The organism is Rhizobium arsenicireducens (assembly GCF_964021225.1).
Window position 1 is genome coordinate 814073 of the sequence record NZ_CAXHYK020000001.1, and the last position, 18032, is coordinate 832104.

21 protein-coding genes are annotated in these 18032 nt (G+C 61.8%); 6 read left to right on the forward strand and 15 right to left on the reverse strand.

From position 1 onward, the window contains the following. Nucleotides 1-35: 35 nt before the first annotated feature. Nucleotides 36-434 carry a DUF779 domain-containing protein gene (locus tag ACWPVA_RS03840; protein ID WP_454286412.1) on the forward strand — a complete coding sequence of 133 codons (399 nt, stop codon included), beginning with the start codon at nt 36-38 and terminating at the stop codon, nt 432-434. A 66-nt stretch (nt 435-500) separates the two neighbouring features. Here ACWPVA_RS03840 and ACWPVA_RS03845 read toward each other — a convergent pair whose 3' ends face one another. The 7 genes from ACWPVA_RS03845 to lgt all read right to left on the reverse strand — a co-directional run bounded on the left by ACWPVA_RS03845 (nt 501) and on the right by lgt (nt 8919). Next, nucleotides 501-2780: a methyl-accepting chemotaxis protein gene (locus ACWPVA_RS03845; protein ID WP_454286413.1), complete on the reverse strand. Its 2280-nt coding sequence runs from the start codon at nt 2778-2780 to the stop codon at nt 501-503. Nucleotides 2781-2897: 117 nt separating this feature from the next. Beyond that, nucleotides 2898-3830 (reverse strand): ribose-phosphate pyrophosphokinase, encoded by a 933-nt coding sequence (locus ACWPVA_RS03850; RefSeq protein WP_454286414.1) that lies wholly within the window; start codon nt 3828-3830, stop codon nt 2898-2900. A gap of 116 nt (nt 3831-3946) precedes the next feature. Beyond that, nucleotides 3947-4783, reverse strand: coding sequence for a hypothetical protein (locus ACWPVA_RS03855; protein WP_454286415.1), 837 nt, complete (start codon nt 4781-4783; stop codon nt 3947-3949). Nucleotides 4784-4900: 117 nt separating this feature from the next. Continuing rightward, entirely contained in the window at nt 4901-6052 is a 1152-nt protein-coding gene (locus ACWPVA_RS03860) for a M24 family metallopeptidase (RefSeq protein ID WP_454286416.1), read from the reverse strand. Nucleotide 6053: 1 nt separating this feature from the next. Beyond that, nucleotides 6054-6848, reverse strand: coding sequence for a peptidoglycan editing factor PgeF (gene pgeF, locus ACWPVA_RS03865; RefSeq protein ID WP_454286417.1), 795 nt, complete (start codon nt 6846-6848; stop codon nt 6054-6056). A gap of 124 nt (nt 6849-6972) precedes the next feature. After that, nucleotides 6973-8073, reverse strand: coding sequence for a class I SAM-dependent methyltransferase (locus tag ACWPVA_RS03870; RefSeq protein ID WP_454286418.1), 1101 nt, complete (start codon nt 8071-8073; stop codon nt 6973-6975). A gap of 21 nt (nt 8074-8094) precedes the next feature. After that, the gene (gene lgt, locus ACWPVA_RS03875) at nt 8095-8919 is read right to left on the reverse strand and encodes a prolipoprotein diacylglyceryl transferase (RefSeq protein WP_454286419.1); all 825 of its coding nucleotides are present in this window, start codon (nt 8917-8919) and stop codon (nt 8095-8097) included. 212 nt (nt 8920-9131) lie between these two features. Here lgt and ACWPVA_RS03880 point away from each other — a divergent pair, with 212 nt between their 5' ends. From ACWPVA_RS03880 to ACWPVA_RS03895, 4 genes are all read left to right on the forward strand, one after another. Continuing rightward, entirely contained in the window at nt 9132-9392 is a 261-nt protein-coding gene (locus ACWPVA_RS03880) for an accessory factor UbiK family protein (protein WP_454286420.1), read from the forward strand. A 464-nt stretch (nt 9393-9856) separates the two neighbouring features. Beyond that, nucleotides 9857-10357, forward strand: a complete 501-nt coding sequence (locus ACWPVA_RS03885; RefSeq protein ID WP_454286421.1) for a YbjN domain-containing protein — start codon at nt 9857-9859, stop codon at nt 10355-10357. Nucleotides 10358-10359: 2 nt separating this feature from the next. Next, on the forward strand, nt 10360-11178 hold the full coding sequence (gene proC, locus ACWPVA_RS03890; protein ID WP_454286422.1) for a pyrroline-5-carboxylate reductase: 819 nt from the start codon (nt 10360-10362) through the stop codon (nt 11176-11178). Then, nucleotides 11175-11534, forward strand: coding sequence for a tRNA-binding protein (locus ACWPVA_RS03895; protein ID WP_454286423.1), 360 nt, complete (start codon nt 11175-11177; stop codon nt 11532-11534). Before proC ends, ACWPVA_RS03895 begins: the two co-directional genes overlap by 4 nt. A gap of 15 nt (nt 11535-11549) precedes the next feature. On the opposite strand, the gene ACWPVA_RS03900 is transcribed toward ACWPVA_RS03895, so the two are convergent. The 4 genes from ACWPVA_RS03900 to ACWPVA_RS03915 are packed head-to-tail and all read right to left on the reverse strand — an operon-like array spanning nt 11550 to nt 14789. Continuing rightward, nucleotides 11550-12134: a DUF1349 domain-containing protein gene (locus ACWPVA_RS03900; RefSeq protein ID WP_454286424.1), complete on the reverse strand. Its 585-nt coding sequence runs from the start codon at nt 12132-12134 to the stop codon at nt 11550-11552. A 23-nt stretch (nt 12135-12157) separates the two neighbouring features. Next, on the reverse strand, nt 12158-13537 hold the full coding sequence (locus ACWPVA_RS03905) for an ATP-binding protein (protein ID WP_454286425.1): 1380 nt from the start codon (nt 13535-13537) through the stop codon (nt 12158-12160). 33 nt (nt 13538-13570) lie between these two features. After that, complete coding sequence (locus tag ACWPVA_RS03910) at nt 13571-14272, reverse strand: response regulator (protein WP_454286426.1); 702 nt, start codon at nt 14270-14272, stop codon at nt 13571-13573. Between the two features lies 1 nt (nt 14273). Further along, the gene (locus ACWPVA_RS03915) at nt 14274-14789 is read right to left on the reverse strand and encodes a MarR family winged helix-turn-helix transcriptional regulator (protein ID WP_454286427.1); all 516 of its coding nucleotides are present in this window, start codon (nt 14787-14789) and stop codon (nt 14274-14276) included. A 256-nt stretch (nt 14790-15045) separates the two neighbouring features. Between ACWPVA_RS03915 and ACWPVA_RS03920 the strand changes: the two genes are divergently transcribed. Beyond that, on the forward strand, nt 15046-15693 hold the full coding sequence (locus tag ACWPVA_RS03920; RefSeq protein WP_454286428.1) for an MBL fold metallo-hydrolase: 648 nt from the start codon (nt 15046-15048) through the stop codon (nt 15691-15693). A 68-nt stretch (nt 15694-15761) separates the two neighbouring features. Here the strand turns inward: ACWPVA_RS03920 and ACWPVA_RS03925 are convergent, their stop codons facing one another. The 4 genes from ACWPVA_RS03925 to ACWPVA_RS03940 form a co-directional block, all read right to left on the reverse strand. Then, a complete protein-coding gene (locus tag ACWPVA_RS03925) occupies nt 15762-16187 on the reverse strand; it encodes a BA14K family protein (RefSeq protein ID WP_454286429.1) in 426 nt (141 codons plus the stop codon). A gap of 153 nt (nt 16188-16340) precedes the next feature. Then, a complete protein-coding gene (locus ACWPVA_RS03930) occupies nt 16341-16556 on the reverse strand; it encodes a cold-shock protein (protein ID WP_454286430.1) in 216 nt (71 codons plus the stop codon). A gap of 251 nt (nt 16557-16807) precedes the next feature. Further along, entirely contained in the window at nt 16808-16957 is a 150-nt protein-coding gene (locus ACWPVA_RS03935) for a hypothetical protein (RefSeq protein ID WP_454286431.1), read from the reverse strand. 52 nt (nt 16958-17009) lie between these two features. Then, the gene (locus ACWPVA_RS03940) at nt 17010-17900 is read right to left on the reverse strand and encodes a DMT family transporter (RefSeq protein WP_454286432.1); all 891 of its coding nucleotides are present in this window, start codon (nt 17898-17900) and stop codon (nt 17010-17012) included. Nucleotides 17901-18032: the final 132 nt, after the last annotated feature.

Here is an 18032-nt window from a genome sequence, read left to right on the forward strand (position 1 = left end):
GGAGGGATTGCCGTTTCGGGAAGGAGGAATACCGCATGATCGACGAGACAAACGCGGCGCAGCCGCGGGTGACAGCCACGCAGGCAGCGCTCGACTTCATCCGGGAGATCCAGGCGGATCATCCCGACATTCTGTTTCACCAGTCCGGCGGCTGTTGCGACGGCTCGTCGCCGATGTGCTTTCCGGTGGCCGAGTACCGGGTCGGCGAGAACGACGTGAAGCTCGGCGAGATCGGCGGCGTGCCGGTGTATATCAGCGGCTCGCAGTTCGCGGTGTGGAAGCACACGCAGTTGATCATCGACGTGGTGGCGGGGCGAGGGGGCATGTTCTCGCTCGACAACGGTCGCGAGCGGCGTTTTCTGACGCGGTCGCGATTGTATGCCGGCGGCGATGGCTGTGCCGTTCCTGTCCCAGCGGCCCGGTCGGCCGAATAGGCCCAGACGAAACATCCCGCGGAGCGCAAGCGCCGCGGGATTCACTTTTCGCGACAGCGGACGCGCTCAGGCGGCGTGGCGTGCCGAAACCGACGGGCGATGACCGATGGAGAAGCTGCTGACCTGATCGGTCAGGCCGTCCGCCTCACTTGCCAGCGCAAAGGCGGAAGCTGTCGTCTCCTCGACCATGGCGGCATTCTGCTGGGTTACCTGATCAAGGTCGTTGACCGAGGCATTGATCTCGCCAAGGCGTTGCGACTGTTCGCGGGAAGCGGTGGCGATCGATCCGATGTGGGTGTTGATCGTCTCGATGTTACCCTCGATCTTGTGCAGGCTCTCGCCGGTCTTCAACACCAGCGCCACGCCGTCGGCGACGTCGGTGGTCGAGGTATTGATCAACTGGCTGATGTCGCGGGCGGCACCCGAGGACTTTTGGGCGAGCTCGCGCACTTCCTGCGCGACGACTGCGAAACCCTTGCCAGCATCGCCAGCACGGGCCGCTTCGACGCCTGCGTTGAGTGCCAGAAGGTTGGTCTGGAAGGCGATCTGGTCGATCACGTCGATGATCTGGCGGATCTTGGTAGACGAGCTTTCGATCCTCTCCATGGCGACGATTGCCTCGTTGACCACGCTCGAGGAGGTCTTGGCGTCCGAGAGTGTGTCAGCCGTCACCTTGACCGCCGTCTCGCAACGCTGGAGAGCGTCATTGACCGAGCCGGTCATCTCGCCAAGGGCTGCGGCTGCCTCTTCCAGTGAGGCTGCCTGGCGTTCGGTGCGATGGGCAAGATTTTCCGAGGCGCCCTTCAGGTCGGAAGAACCGGCGCGGATCGTGTCGGCGCTTTCAGTGATCGTGCGGATCGTGTCTTCCAGGCGCTCGACGGAATTGTTGAAGTCTATGCGGAGATGATCAAGCGACGACACGAAAGGTCGTTCGATGCGAAGATTGAGGCGACCGCTCGACAGGTTCTGCAGACCCGTGGCAAGAGCCGAGACTGCATCCTCTAGTTCCTGGGCGCTGCGAGCCTTCTCCGCCTCGCGCTGGCGGCGCTCGTCGTCGATCTGTGCCCCCCGTTCGACGGCATCCGCTTCCATGCGCTCCTTCTCGACCGCGTTCTGGCGGAAGGATTCCAGCGCGCGCGCCATCACCCCGATCTCGTCGGCGCGACCCGTCGCGTTGATGTCGATTGCCTTGTCGCCCTGATTCAGCCGGTTCATCAGGCTCGCCAGATCCGTGAGAGGGCGGGTGAGGCTGGATGAAACCAGTATGCCGACGCCGCCCATGCAGACGAGGACCGCGACGGTGGTCAGCAGTGCCCACCAGGCAAGTTCGTTGGCGGAGGCGAGTACCTTGGCTTCGTGCTGCCCGACGACCAGAAGGTGGTTTTGGCCGAACAGCGTGACGGGGAGATAGGAATAGAAGGAGGAATGGTCGCCCGAAATGGCGAAGGCCGACCCGGTCTCGCCGTTAGACGCGGCCTTGGCGAGTTCCGGGGCGATCTCGGCATCCTTGCCGCCGCTCACTGTCCCGCCACGCACCGTTCCGTCATTGTTGAGAAGGAAGGCGTCGTCGATCGTGGTGCCAAGGCCATCGGGCGCGACCATGGCTGATAGCTTGGATGCGGAGACACGGATGATCACCACGCCCTTCTTTACCGTGTCGCCCCACACAGAGATGGCGAGCGGCTTTGCGATCAGGGCCGAGGCCCCGTCCTCACCCTGGGGATAGTCGGTGAAGCCGGAGACATGCGTCTGGTCCAGCGTTCCGGCATTGGCGCGATCATAGATCTCCTTGAGCGCTGCATTCTCCGGATCTACGACGTTCGACAGGAATTCCTTGCCCTTGGTGACAGTATAAACCAGCGTTCCTGCATTGTCGGCGATGATCACGTCACTGGCGTTGGTGTTTTTCCAGACGCTGGCAACGGTGCCATGGAAGCCGGCGTGCCGGACGCCGTACAGCAGCTTGAGCTTGGTGCCGTCCATCGCGACGCGCTCGTCGATCGTCGAGCCGCTCGGTTGGAAGATCTGCTTGATGTCGGTGGCCTCGAGAGGAATGATGTTGACCATCATGTCGGTCGCTTCGCCGATCGCCGTGTTCTGGGCGAGGTCCGAAAGCGACTGCTCGATGCGCCTGATATAGGCGTTAAGGTCCTTCGATTGGGTCTTGGCGACGGATTCAAGCCGTAGCTTGCTGGCTTCGATCAGGCCGCTCTTGCCGACCTGATAGCTCAGGATGCCGACGGCGAAACAGGATACAAGCGTGGCGCCAACGACGAGGCCGGCAAACTTCGCTTTTACGGATGATAGCGCGCCAGTCTTGGCAGCACCCAAATGGTTTCGTGACATTAATTCCCTCCACGGGCAAACAACCCGCGGAGAGTGTCACGAAAATTGCTTACAGTCGGGTTAAACCCTCGGGGGCTGATCTTGGAGTGAAGGAATGGGCTCAAGGTCCTACGAAGATTAGTCGAACAGGCTGGAGACGGATTCTTCTGCGCTGGTGCGGTTGATCGCTTCGCCGAGAAGATTGGCCGTCGTCAGCACGCGGATGTTGTGGGCTGACTGGACCGCCGTCGTCGGCTGGATCGAGTCGGTGATCACCAGTTCGCGTAGCTTGGAGGAGGTGACACGGCTGACCGCGCCGCCCGACAGTACGCCGTGCGTGATATAGGCGGTCACGCTGGTTGCTCCATTCTTCAGAAGGGCTTCTGCTGCATTGCAGAGTGTCCCCCCGGAATCGACGATGTCGTCGATCAGGATGCAATCCTTGCCGGCCACTTCGCCGATCACGTTCATGACCTCGGATTCGCCCGGACGGTCGCGACGCTTGTCGACAATAGCCAGGAGGCAGTCGAGGCGCTTGGCGAGCGAGCGGGCGCGGACAACACCGCCGACGTCCGGCGAAACGACCATGACATTCTTGGTGTCGTAACGGTCCTTCACGTCGCGGGCGAGAAGCGGTACGGCGTAGAGGTTATCGGTCGGGATGTCGAAGAAGCCCTGGATCTGGCCGGCGTGCAGGTCGAGCGTGAGCACGCGGTCGGCGCCGGCTTCGGTGATCAGGTTGGCAACCAGCTTGGCTGAGATCGGGGTGCGCGGGCCGGGTTTGCGATCCTGGCGGGCATAGCCGAAATAGGGGAGAACCGCCGTGATACGCTTCGCCGAAGAGCGGCGGAAGGCGTCGATCATGATGAGCAGTTCCATCAGGTGATCATTGGTGGGAAACGATGTCGACTGAACGACAAAGACGTCTTCGCCGCGCACGTTTTCCTGGATTTCTACGAAAATTTCCTGGTCTGCGAACCGCCTGACACTGGCTTTTCCGAGTGGTACGTTGAGATAATTGCAGATTGCCTCGGCGAGCTGCCGGTTCGAATTACCTGCGAAAACCTTCATTTTGGTCCGCCTGTTGTCATGCTGAGATGGGCGCCTTTTAGCGCCCTTCCCCCCGAATGCAAGTGGTTTGGCGGAAATGCATACCTTTTTCGTGAAAACTTTCTAACAGCTGCATTTCAGCTGCCGTGCGATTGGCGCCATGCTGTGTACTGGGCGATCGTTTTCGTGCCGATCTGCTGCATCAGCGAGGCCGGGACACCTGCCCAGGGATCGGTCGCGGCAGAGGGCACCTTTTCCTCGCCCTGGATCCGATGGATGCGGTTTCCGCCGCTGTCGAGTACGTCCCAGACATAGACCACCGTAACGGTCCCGCCGTCGCCGAAAGCGGAGAGATAGCCCTTCAGGATATGCTCGCTTGCCGGATCGCTGGCGCTTTTGATCGTCAGGCCCTTGCCCCGTGCCTCGGCGCCGAGCTGGCGTGACAGCGGTGTGACCGACTGGACGGGCGCTCCGATGATCGGCAGGAAGCGGATGGTGCCGGCGGCGCCAGCCGGGGCGAGCGCGGCGATGTTTTGTTGGGCTGATGGCGCTGGCTGTGCAGGCTGAGAAGGCGAGGCGGATTCCGCGGTCTGCATGGGCGGTTGCAGTTGAGCCGGGGGAGCGCCGAGCGTTTGCCCGCTCGGACTGGGCGCTACCGGATAACTGTCCTGATTGCCGTAGAGCGGCGGAGAGGCGACCGGATTGCTCTGGCCGGAGGCGAGGGCGGCGGCCTGGGCCTCGAGCGAATTTTGCGGCAGCTGTGCGTATCCCTGCTGGGCGAGCGGCGCGCTTTGGCCGTAGGACGGTTCCGTATAGCCATTCTGTTGGCCCCGGGACAGCGCGATGTCGCTTTCGCTCACAGGCTGGCCGCCATCGCCGATTTCCATGGGTGGCACCAGCGCTTCGGGCGTGTTGCAAGCAGTGAGCGTCGCCGCTGCGATCAGGCCGGCCGTCGCTGTTCGGGAAAGTCTCATATTCGCTGCCGTCCTCGTGCACCTCCGTCGGATTAGATGAGGATAACCTTAAAATCCTATCAATTCCTTAGAGTGCCGGGTGTCGACGACGGTCTTGCCTGCCGAAGTTGTCCTGCGCTACCGCGCAATCAGCTCCAGCGGGTGGCGCGAAAGGGGGCGCGGGGCTTCGGCGGTGGTCAGATAGGTGTGGCCGAGGGTCATGGCGGTATCACGTTCGCTGTCCATAATGATCATGTGCACGAAGAGCGTCATGTCGGCCAGGATTGGCTGCGCATTGCCGGAATGGAACATCTGGTGCTCCATCCACGAGGGCGAGAAGCGGGCGCCGAGAGAATAGCCGCAGGCATTGAGCCGATGGCGGGCAAGGCCACGCTCGTCGATGATGCGGGCATGAGTCTCGAAAATGTCGCCGAAGGTGTGGCCAGGCCGCAGAACCCCCTCGATCGCCTTGATGGTCTCGTGGCATGCGGCATAGAGTTCGCGATGGCGCGCGCTTGGCTCGCCGATGACGATGGTGCGCATCATGGCGGCATGATAGTGCGCGCTCACGCCCGCCCATTCGAGCGTCAGTTGGTCCTTGTCGGAGAGCGTCCGGCGACCGGCCTTGTAGCGGCACAGAAGTGCATCCGGTCCCGAACCGATAATGAATTCGTTTGCCGGATAATCGCCGCCGCCGGTCAGGACCGCGCCTTGCATGGCGGCGAGGATGGCGGCCTCGTCGCTACCGGCTTTGATCAGGGGGAGGGCTGCGTCGAGCGCGTCGTCTGCGAGTTCGGCCGCCCGCGTCACATGGGCGATCTCCGCCGGGCTCTTGACCAACCTGAGTTCGCTGACGAGATAGGAGGCGTCGGTGATCTCGCAGAAACTGGTCAGCTGATTGTCGATGAGGCGCGCGACGCGTCCCGTCATACCATGGGTGTCGTATTCGATCCCGATCTTCGCCCCAAGCAGATCCATCTCGCTCAACAGGTTGCGCAGGTCCATTGTCGGGTCGGCGTTCACCCGGTCGACCCAGATGACGATGTTTTCGATGTTGGATGTCCGCTTCGCCTGACGCAGGTCGGCCGAGCGGGTGAGTAGCGTCATCGAGCCGTCTGCCTTGACGATCAGCGTCTGGAAGAAGCAATAGCCGAAGGTGTCGTAACCGGTCAGCCAGTACATGCTTTCCTGGGCAAACAGCAGCATGGCGCCGAGCTTCTGCTCGGCCATGCGGGCCGTCAGCCGCTCCAGGCGAGCGGCGTATTCGCTCGCGTCGAAATGCATGGCCATGTCAATCCTCCCTTATGGCGATCGCGGAAATCTGTCGTCCGTAGTCCGGCTCTCCTGCATGGGTGGTGCGGCGATAGGAATAGAAGGCCTCCGGGTCGGCATAGGTGCAGATTCCGAGGCTGTGGGCGCGTACACCGGCGTCGGCCAGTCGCCTCACCGTCAGGCCCTGCAGATCGAACATGGCATGGCCAGGCTTAGGTGAAGGGCGGAAGAACTGGGTGAAGTCCGGGTTTTCATCGAGAAAGCGGTCGACGAACTCCGGTCCGACCTCATAGTTCTCGCCACTGATCGACGGGCCGAGACAGGCGGTGATCGCCTCGCGCCGCGCGCCGAGCGATTGCATGGCGAGAATCGTGTTTTCCAGCACGCCGCCGAGCGCACCCTTCCAGCCGGCATGGGCGGCGCCGATGATGCCCGCTTCGGCATCGGCAAACAGCACCGGGCCGCAATCGGCGGAGAGCACGCCGAGAATGACGCCCGGGGACGCCGTCACGAGGGCGTCGGCCGTGGGGCGGTTTCCGTCGTAGGTGCGGTCCACAACGACCACGTCCGGCGAGTGGATCTGGTGCACCGTTGCCAGCTTCTCTGGCTCAAGGCCGAACCAGTCGCTGACGCGGCGGCGATTTTCGTGAACCTTCTGCCTTTCGTCGTTGGAGCCGAGGCCGACATTCAGGCCGCGGTAGATGCCTTCCGAAACGCCACCCTTGCGGGTGAAGAAGCCGTGGCGGATGCCCTTGCTCTCGGCATCGGCAAGTAGCGGACTGGTGATCGGGTCGGGCAAGGGGTGGTCCTGCATAAGCAGCCTCCGAGGCGGTGGGTGGGTGATCGATTCGACCGCCTCGCCCCTGAAAATACTAGGGAAACAGAGATCTCGCCGCAGATTCAGCCGCCGCGATGGTGGCTTATCGCCGCCGCCCCTGTCAATTGGCTCCCTTAAAGGGCGGCAGAGCCATGGCTGGACTGGAAATCGCCATGACCTTGAAAAGCTCGCCCATGCGGCCCTCGCCAGCGCTGGCCAGTCGCTCGACCGCCTTGACGATTTCGTCCTGGGTCTTGGCGTCCTTGCCGCGGCCGAGAGAGGCCGCACGGTCCTCGATGCCAAGGCCGACGAGGAAATCGCCCTGATACATGCAGCCGTTGACATGAACGCCGGTCGCCAGTGCGGTGCGGGCGAGGTTTTCGAAGTCGACATGGCTGGTCAGGTCCGCCATGCCGGGATGGGCAAGCGGTGGGTCGTACTGATGCGCGAGGACCGCCTGGAGCGTGTCGCCGAAACCGCTGACCATGTGGCCATAGTCGATCACCAGCGCCGTTCCGTGACACTTCAGCAGGCGGTCGCAGAGCGTTGTCATGACTGCCTGACGGGCAGGGGCGATCTCAAAGATCTCGCCATCCGGTGGCGCAATTTGCCGCTGCGGCAAAAGGGCCGGATCAAGCGTCGCGACGCCAGCGGCAAAGCAGAGTTCGCCATCCGAATCGAGCCCGACCATGCGTTCGCGCCAGCCGGTCGGGGTCTTGACGAACTGGCGGATGGGAATGGCGTCGAACAGTTCGTTGGCGGCGATGAGCGTAAAGCCTTCCGGCACTTCGTCGAAGCTCGTGTGCCAGGCAATTCGGCCTGAGTGCGTGGAAAGCGTCTGGCGCTGCACGTCCTGCAGGGCCGGGCTCGTCTCGACGAGGTGGATGGTTGCCGTCTCATAGAGACGCGGTGCGAGCCGCGCGATCACGCGCAGCATGTCGGCCATCATCGTGCCGCGACCGGGCCCGATCTCGACGATGCGCGCATCCGCAGGTTCGCCATGGCGCTGCCAGGCGATGACCAGGAAGATTCCGACCATCTCGCCGAACAACTGGCTGATTTCGGGCGCGGTGACGAAGTCACCGGCCCGGCCGAACGGGTTGCGCGTCCTGTAGTAGCCGTGCTCGGGATCTGCGAGGCACAGGGCGAAATAGTCGGTCACGCTCATCGGGCCGCTGGCCAGTATCAGGGACTTGATTTTCTCGGCGAGGGCAGTGGTCATGCTGGGCGCCTCATGTTCGCTTCACGGCCGCGGATCTGCGGTGCGCCGGGCCCTCACAAGCGCCCAGGCGCCAGCGGCAAGCATCGGCACAGACAAGAGCATGCCCATGGTTAGCCAGCCGCCTACAAGATAGCCGAGTTGCGGATCCGGTTCGCGGAAGAATTCGACGGTGATGCGTGACAAGGCGTAGAGAATGACGAAGCAGCCGGTGACCAGGCCCGGCGAACGGAAGCCGCCGAGCAGGCGGCCGACGACCTGGAGTACGAGGAAGGTCAGCAGGCCTTCGAGCATGGCTTCATAGAGCTGGCTCGGATGGCGCGGAAAGGGGCCGCCTGTCGGGAAGACCATGGCCCAGGGCATGTCGGAGGGGCGTCCCCACAGTTCGCCGTTGATAAAATTGGCGATGCGGCCGAAGAAGATACCGAGCGGCGCGACGCTCGCGACGATATCGAACAGGCTCCACAGCGGGATGGCGTGGCGCCGGGCGAAAAAGACCATGGCCAATGTCGCGCCAAGGAAGCCGCCATGGAACGACATGCCGCCGTTCCAGATCTCGATCACACGGATCGGATCGTCGAGGATCGCGGCGAAATCGTAGAACAGGATGTAGCCGATGCGCCCGCCGAGTACGATGCCAAGCGCCACCCAAACGAGGAAGTCGTCGAGATGGGAAGCCGTGCAGGGCGGGGTGTCGTTTGGCCACAGTCTCGGATTGCGCAGCATGCCGCGCGCAACCAACCATCCGAGCAGGATTCCGGCGACATAGGCGAGGCCGTACCAATGGATCGCCAGTGGGCCGAGGGAGAAGGCCACCGGATCGATCGCCGGAAAGGTCAGTATGGACATGAGTTCGGCGGCTGAGGACAAGGTGCTCTTTCTCCAATGTTGCCGGAAAATGGCGTTCCGATCTGGCACGGTCAAGATGGAATCTCGTCGCGCGGCCGTTGCGCCCGAGCGCGACCGCGAAATTCGCTTGCAACGGCCCGGTTGAATACCTACCTCACTTTCTGTTACCGAGGACGCCGTCCAGGGGATCGAAAGCAAGAGGAGCCACAGCCATGTCGACCGGCCCGAACCGTATTATGGACGATTTCGCCAAGCTTATGACCGATGCCGCCGGCGCGGCCCAGGGCGTGCGCAAGGAAATGGAGACCGCCTTTCACGCGCAGGCTGAGCGCTGGCTGAACGGGATGGATGTCGTCAAGCGCGAGGAATTCGAGGCTGTTCGCGAAATGGCGATCAAGGCGCGCGACGAGAACGACGCTCTCTTGAAGCGCATAGAAGCCCTTGAGGCGAAGCTCGCCGCCAAAGCCAAATAAGCCATCAAAGTCGTACTGTGCCGCACTGGCGCTTTCATGCAGGCAGGAAAACTGCCGGTTTTTCGAGGCCTGTCGCGGCAATCCGCGGCAGGTCTTTTTCGTCGTTGCGCTTGTTTGCGCCGCGGGCTGGCGCCCGTTTCATACAAGTTATTTTTCCACATGCTCGCGGAGAGAAAAAAGCCAATGGGCAGAGTCGCTTAAGGGCGACTGCAAAGGTTATGCCGCTCGGCTGTCCACAGACCCTTAGGGCAAAACGCCGGTCAGGGGCTGGTACTTGGTCTTCGCCATTATACACTGATTTTAAATGATGATTCGAAACGGACCTTCGCAAGTTTCGGACAGGGTGGGTGTTTTATCCTGGGGTCCAAAGGGAATCATTCCCAGTGTTGTTTCCGGTAAAGTTGTCTGTGTCCTTCGGTGTTTCCACTCGAATATCGCATTCACTCCGGTCAAGAAGGTGCCGCATGAGCCTCATGGAATTGGAATTCGAACGACAGTCCAACCCGGTCGATATGATCGAATTCGTCGCTTCGAACAACGACTGGTCGTTCGAGCGCTCCGGCGAGGACGAACTCGCCATGACGGTCGCAGGCCGCTGGGCCGACTATCACGTCTCGTTTTCGTGGATGGAAGAGTTCGAGGCGTTGCACCTCGCGTCCGCGTTCGACCTGAAGATTCCGGATGCCCGCGTCAATGAGGTCATCAAGCTTTTGTCCTTCATCAACGGCCAGGTGCTGATGGGACACTTCGACATCTGGCGGCATGAGGATGTGGTGATCTTCCGCCAGTCACTTCTGCTTGCCGGCGGCGCCGAGCCGACCAACCGCCAGGTGGAAGTTCTGTTGTCCAGCGCGGTCGATGCTTGCGAAGCCTATTTCCAGGCGTTTCAATTCGTGGTCTGGTCGGGCATGGACGCCAAGAGTGCCATGGACGCAGTTCTGTTCGAAACGGCGGGAGAAGCCTGAGAATGAGCTATTCGGCGATGGGGCAAGTGGTACTCGTCGGCGCCGGCAATATGGGCGGCGCCATGCTGACCGGCTGGTTGAAGAGCGGTGTCCCCGGTTCTTCGATTACGGTGATTGATCCGGGCCCCTCGGAAGCCATGCTCAAGCAGATTGCTGATGCGGGTGCGTGCTATACCAAAGAAGCGACCGCAGACCTCAGGGCGGGCATTCTCTTTCTCGCATTGAAACCGCAGGTGATGGGGGCAGTTCTTCCGACCCTGAGGTCGCTGGTCGGGCCACGGACCGTCGTGGTCTCTGTGGCGGCCGGCAAGACGCTGGCTTTCATGGAACAGCATCTCGGTGCCGCCGCCATGGTGCGCGCCATGCCGAATACGCCGGCCATGATCGGGCGCGGCATAACTGGCGCCTTTGCGAATGATGCCGTCAGCACCGAACAGCGCGACACCGTCCATCGCCTGCTCAAGGTTTCGGGGCCGGTCGAGTGGCTGGACAACGAGGACCAGATCAATTCGGTAACGGCCGTGTCCGGCAGTGGGCCGGCCTATGTGTTTTATCTCGTGGAGTGCATGGCTGAGGCGGGCCGCAAAGCCGGCCTGCAGGCGGACCTGGCCATGCGCCTCGCACGGGAAACGGTCGCGGGGGCTGGTGAACTGCTTCACCAGTCCCCCGACGCCGCCGCGATACTGCGGCAGAATGTGACGTCGCCAGGCGGCACGACCGCCGCTGCCCTTTCGGTGCTGATGGCCGACGGTGGCATGCAGCCGCTGTTCAACAAGGCGATCGAGGCGGCGCGCAAACGTGCCGAGGAACTGGCCGGATGAGCGAGACCACCAAGGTTCAGCCAGAAATCAGCTATGTTGATTTCGAGAGGGTCGATATTCGTGTCGGCACGATTGTCGAGGCGGAACCCTTTCCTGAGGCCCGCAAGCCGTCGATCAAGGTCAAGATCGACTTCGGCCCCGAGATCGGCATCAAGAAGTCCTCGGCGCAGATCACCGTGCACTACACGCCGGAGAGCCTGCTCGGCCGGCAGGTGCTCGGCGTGGTCAATTTCCCGCCGCGTCAGATCGGTCCTTTCCGATCTGAAGTCCTGACGCTCGGATTTGCCGACGAAAACGGTGCGATTGTGCTTGCTGCGGTCGAGCAGCCGGTGCCAAACGGCATGAAGATGATGTGAGACGATGTCGCCGCGTCAGTGGATGTCGCGGCTGACTGGGTCGCTGACCGTGAAATGGTGGAACACAACCTTGAAGCCGGCGCGCTGCGGCGAGCAGGCCATCACGCCGGCATTCAGCTTCTCGAGTTCGGGCGGAAAATAGGCGAGCCGCGCCATGCGCCACGGTCCGGCGGGCTGTACGCGATATTGCACGAACATGGCATCTTTCAGCCGGCTCACGCGGATATCCAGCGCACCGGAAATACCCTCAAGCGCAAAGGCCGACCAATCGGAGCGCCCGTCGACGGTGACCACCGTGCTCAGGTGGCAAGAGCCATCAGTGAATTCGATCCCGCACTTCAGCCAATTGTTTTCATCGTGGCGGACCATCAGGCCTGCCTGATCGTAGAGCGTCTCATAGTGACCGCTAAAGCGTGTCTCGACTGTGAACTCGCCCTTTCGCGCAAGGTGGAGGAAATGGCCGCTGTCGTGGTGGAAGCCATAATAGGTCTTCTGCCAGAAGTCGGTTTCGTGACCGGTGGTGACATGCAGCCCCTCAGGGTCCGCATGCGCGCTCCGGGGCGGATTGAGCCAGGTCAGGGCGTTCCAGTCGGTCGACACGGGTTAGCTTCCTTGAGTGATTGTCAGGCCGGCACGCGGATCGTCGCGCGCAGCCCGCCGAGCGGGCTGTCGCTTAGGGTGACATTTCCACCGTGACTGCGGGCGATGTCGCGCGCAATCGCAAGGCCGAGGCCGGTGCCCGAAGCGTCGAGATTGCGGGCCTCGTCGAGGCGGAAAAAGGGCTTGAACACATCGTCGCGATAGTCGGCGGGGATCCCGGGGCCGTCATCGTCGATCACGATGGTCAGCCATTTCTCACTGTGTATTGCCTCGAGTTCCGCGCGGTTGGCGTAGCGGCGGCTGTTGGAGGCGAGGTTGGCAACGAGCCGCGTGAAAGCGTTGGGCCGCACCGCGACCTCTTCGTCTCCCTCAATGCGATAGGTCAGCGCCTTGCCGTGCAGCTCGAAATCCGCCTTGAGCTTTTCGAACAAGTCTCCGAGCTTCAGCCGTCCGACATCCTCTTCCGCCTCGCCGCGGGCGAAGGCCATATAGCCTTCGAGCATGGTCTGCATATCTTCTACGTCCTGGTTGAGGCCCTGGAGGTCGGGTGTGTCGCCGGCGAGCGCCAGTTGCAGCTTGAAGCGGGTGAGGATGGTGCGCAGATCGTGGCTGACGCCGGTCAGCATGGCCGTGCGCTGTTCCATCTGCCGTTCGATGCGTTCGCGCATCAGGATGAAGGCGAGGCCGGCGCGGCGCACCTCGTCAGCCCCCCGCGGGCTGAAACCTTCCGGCGGCCGCTGGCCCTTGCCAAAACTTTCGGCTGCCTTGGCCAGAGACAGGATGGGGCGGATCTGGCCGCGCAGGAAGAGGGTGGAGATGACGATCAGTACCAGCGACGTGCCGACCATCCACAAGAGGAAGATGTGGGTGTTGGAGGCATAGGCTGAATTGCGCCGGGCAAAAATCCGCAGCACGCCTTGATCGAGCGCGATGCGGATCTCGACCAGGCGGGAATCGCCGACCGTGTCGATCCAGAAGGGCTTGGCGATCATGTTTTCGATTTGGTCAGAGAGAATCTGGTCGAGTATCGAGAAGAACGGTTTCGGCCGCGCGGCCGGAAGTTCCCCGTCGGCCTCCATCGAGACCGTCATGTTCAGCTTGTCCCGGGCGATGCGCACGACGTTCCCGAAATCCTCCTCGCCCGGATAGGCCTCGATCAAGGCGATAATCGCGGCGATGTCGCGGGTGACGGCATTGGACATGCGCTCCGTCACCATCTGCCAGTGGCGCTCCATGAAGACAGCGGCCAGCACGGTCTGGAGAATCAGGATTGGCAGGATGATGATCAAAAGCGAACGGGCATAGAGCCCCGTCGGCAATTGATGCCTCAGCCAGCGCGACAGGCCCTTGAGCCCGCCGGGGGAGCGATCATTGTCCCTGCGGATGCTGTCGAACAGCGTCATCTTTCCTTCGCTTCCGTTGGGGCGCCTCCGGCGCTAGTCCATGCTCAACCGGTAGCCGATGCCGCGCACGGTCTGCAGCCAGACCGGATTGGCCGGATCGTCCTCGATCTTGCGGCGCAGCCGGTTGATCTGCACGTCGATGGTCCGCTCGCCGACTTCGGTATCATTGCCGATCAGTTCGTGACGCGGAATGGTGTCGCCGGCGCGGGTGGTGAACAGCAGCATGATTTCTTGCTCGCGATCGGTGAGCTTGATGACATCCGGCCCCCGCTTCAGTTCCTTGCGCAGGATGGAGAAACTATACGGCCCGAACATGACCTGCTCGATCTTCGGCTGGTCGGCGCTCAGGTTGCGCTTCAGGATGTTGGTAATGCGCAGCACCAGTTCGCGTGGATCGAATGGCTTGGCAAGATAGTCATCGGCGCCGGCCTCGAGCCCGGCGATACGCAATTCAGCTTCCGAACGGGCGGTCAACAGGATGACGGGGATCTTCTTCTCTGCGGCAATGCTGCGGGTCAGCGACAGGCCGGATTCGCCGGGCATCATCACATCCAGCACCAGAAGGTCGAAGTGCAGGCCTTCCAGCTTGCGCCGCGCTTCGCCGGCGTCGGCGGCCACGGTGACGCGGAAACCCTGCTCGGACAGATAGCGCTGCAGCAGGGCGCGGATGCGCGTATCGTCATCGACGACCAGAAGATGGGGGGCGTCATCCGGAATGAAGATCTTGCGCGCCATATCAGTCGACTCCGGCCGTGTCCGTTCGCGTGGTGCTTTCCGAGCGGCTCATTCTTTCGAGGAAGCTACGTACCCCCTCGCGCATTTCGGGCGTGAAGCCCTCCATGGCGCCGGCAATGCGCTGCGACTGCGGCTCGGACAGCGCCAGTGCCAATTCGCGACCGGCCAGCGTCGGGTAGAGCCGGCGCTGGCGGCGGTCGGCCGGGCCGGCCATCTGGCGGATATAGCCCGAATCGATCAGTTCCTTGAGCACGCGGGCGAGGCTCTGCTTGGTGATCTGCAGGATGGCGAGCAGATCTGCAACCGTCATGCCCGGCCGACGGCTGACGAAATAGACGACGCGGTGATGGGCGCGACCATAGCCGATCTTGGCGAGGATTGCGTCTGGATCCGAGACGAAATCGCGATAGGCGAAGAACAACAGTTCGATCGTCTCGAAATCGATGGTCTTGTCGTCGACGACCGGCATTTCCGGCAGTTCTTTCCTGGCAGCCTTGCCCGCAGACTGTCGAGCCACGTTGCATTTCCTTGTGCTGGCGGCGCTCCTTTTGGCGGCGGTCGCGAAACCTGCCGCGGCAATGGCTGCCGTTCCTTCCTGATGAGTGCAATACGGTCGATAGGCCGGCACTCGTTTTGCCGTAAAACTAAGCGTAGACGCGCAAAAACTCCAACGAAATTACCCGGATCGCACAGTTTACCCATGCGAGGCCGAGCATTTGAGATTTACCGGGGACGTGTTATGCGCAGCCTGCGCGAAAACAAGGAACTGACCCATGGGACAGATGCAGGCCGGGATCATTCCGGTAACCCCTTTCCAGCAGAACTGTACAATTCTCTTCGACAGCGATACGCATGAGGGCGTGATCATCGATCCGGGCGGCGATGTCGACGTGATCCTGCAAACGCTGAAGGAAAACGGCATCACCCTGAAGGAGATCTGGCTAACTCATGGTCATATCGACCACGCCGGCGGGGCAGAAGAACTCAAGGAAACGCTCGGTCTCGAGATTGTCGGACCGCACAAGGACGACCTTCCGCTGCTGCAGAAGCTCGAGCAGCAGGCCCTGATGTTCAACGTGCCAATGAAGGTCCGCAACGCCATGCCGGACCGCTGGCTGGAAGAGGGTGACAAGGTCTCGTTTGGCGAACATGAGTTCGAGGTTTTTCATTGCCCGGGCCATGCGCCGGGCCATGTTATCTTCTTTAACCGGGCACAGAATTTTGCCCATGTCGGCGACGTGCTGTTTTCCGGCTCGATCGGCCGGACGGACTTACCCGGCGGTGACCACCAGACCCTGCTCAATTCCATCCGCGACAAGGTGCTGCCGCTTGGCGACGACGTCGGCTTCATCTGCGGTCACGGGCCGGGCGGCCGGATCGGAGAGGAGCGCCGCACTAACCCCTTCCTGCGCGGTATCTGAGTGCTGCACCTGGCTGAAGCGAAAAATGCGCCGGCGATGCGGCGCATTTTTCACTTGTTTGTCCTGTCTTAGCCGGCGGTGCAGAAATGCGAGCGGCCGTCATAGCCCATATAGGTGCCGGAACGGGCGTTGAAGCTGCGGTAGCGGGCGGAGCAATAGTCGTACCATTCCGCCGACCATGGCTCGACGGCGGCGCCATAGACCGGGCGGGGTGCCGGCGGGTAGTCGTCGACATAGACCGGCTCAGGCTCGACATAGACGCGACGCGGTGCCGGTTCCATATAGATCGGTTCGGGCTCGATGTAGACGGTGCGCGGCTGGCTTGCGATCACGGCGCCCGTGACCAAGCCGGCGGCAAGGCCCAGCGCACCGGCGGCGAGCGCGTCGTTATGGTGGCGGCGATAGTAGTCGCCGGCCACGGCCTGGGTCGAAGCAGCGATCGGCGCGGCAGCAAGCGCGACCGCCAGCAGGGAATATTTCGCAATGTTCATCATGGCTATGCCTTCCTATGGCCTGCAAATCGACTTGCCCGCGTTCTGGTGGGCAATGTGGGCACAGGGTAGGGAGCATTGGCTGAACGCAGCCTGAACGAAAAAACCCGGCAAAGCTGCCGGGTCGCAATGCAAATGCTAGAGCGATTGCGAAAATCAGTCGGAAACCTGCAGGTTGACTGCCTTCGGGCCTTTGCCGCGACGATCGGGTTCCGTGTCGTAGCTGACCTTCTGGTTTTCAGACAGGCCCTGCAGTCCGGAAGCTTGGACGGCGGAAATGTGGACGAAGATGTCTGCTCCGCCATTATCAGGTTTGATGAAGCCAAAGCCCTTGTCGGTGTTGAAGAATTTTACGATGCCAGTCTCGGCCATGCGTCAGGTCCTTTTCTCTCTGCCCAGTGTCGGCGGGGCAGCATTGCAATGTTACCCGTAACCGGGTGCTCGACAGGCATTTCTCGATATTTGAGGAAAGGGCCCCTGTTACCGCAAGTCGCCACCACAAAAGCAAGTATACTTGCTTATATGAACGATAACCTGCCCGGAACTCTTAGCGTCTCCGGCACGCATGTATTATAAGGTCTTCCCGCTCGCAAAATTGCCCGAACGCGCGAAGATTGCTTGGTTTATAAAAAATTGGCAAGCGAAAGTTTTGCAGGCGATTGCCGGGGCTCGATCATCAGACGCCCGGCAAAAGCGGGGTTTTTGGCCTGTTCGGCGAAGAGTTTTGTTGCACAGGCATAAATTGCATCGCCAGCGATGTATTTTTTGGTCAAAACCTCCCCTATTTGGAAAAGTTCGCGCGTTCCGGCCTTGAAAAAATCGGCGCTAGGCCACCGCTGTTCGCCGCCTGGTCCATTCAGGCACCAATTCAACGAGCAGCATGGCAGCAAAGATCAGGCCGCAGCCGGCATAGCCTATCGATGGCAGCGTCTCGGCCAGGAGGATTGCCCCGAACAGGGCGCCGAAGAGGGCCTCGGACGACAGGAAGATCGCCGCTTGTGGCGCGGTGGTATAGCGCTGGCCAATGATCTGCAGCACGAAGGCCACGCCGGAGGAAAGGAGGCCAGCATAAAGGATCTCCGGCAGGGCCGAGACGATGGCGCCGGTGCTGATCGGTTCCAAGGCCCCAGCGGCGAGGCCGGCGCCGCCAGCGCATACGGTGAACTGCACGGTGGCGAGCGCCAGCGGTCGCTCGCTAATCCTGACCGCGATCGGCGTGAGCGTTATCTGTATCGCGATGAAAATCGCGCAGAGAATGACAAGGATGTCGCCTTCGCCAAGGGTGGAGAGCGATCCGCCGTTTAGCAGCAGGATTCCGATAACTGTCAGCAGCGCTGCCGGCCAGATGATCCAATGCGGGCGACGCTGAAGGAAGGCTACCGCGATCACCGGAACGAGGACAACATAGAGCCCGGTGAGGAAGCTGGCATTCGTGACGCTGGTCGATTGGATACCGATCTGCTGAAGGGTCTGGGCGGCCAGCAGGGAAAGACCGACAAGCAGGAACCAGCCATAGTCGCGAAGGGCGAGAGGTTTACCGGTGCTCCCCGCCTCGCGGAGGGCGAAGGGTAGTACGGCGACAGTTGCCAGCGCGAAGCGCAACGCATTGAACCAGTTGGGCCCGAGCCATTCCATCGCTTGCGACTGGGCGACAAAACCTCCGCCCCAGATCGCTGCGGCGAGAAGCAGGACGAGATTGGCCTGGATGCGAGACATGGAGTTCCGGATTGCGCTCGAACGGAGGATGACGAGGAAATCGACGCGTACCAGCTGCGTTCGATCTCGACAAGGCGGATCGTGCATGCCGGGCTTCGGGCCTGAAGTCTGAGCCTGGGCGGTCGGGAGACC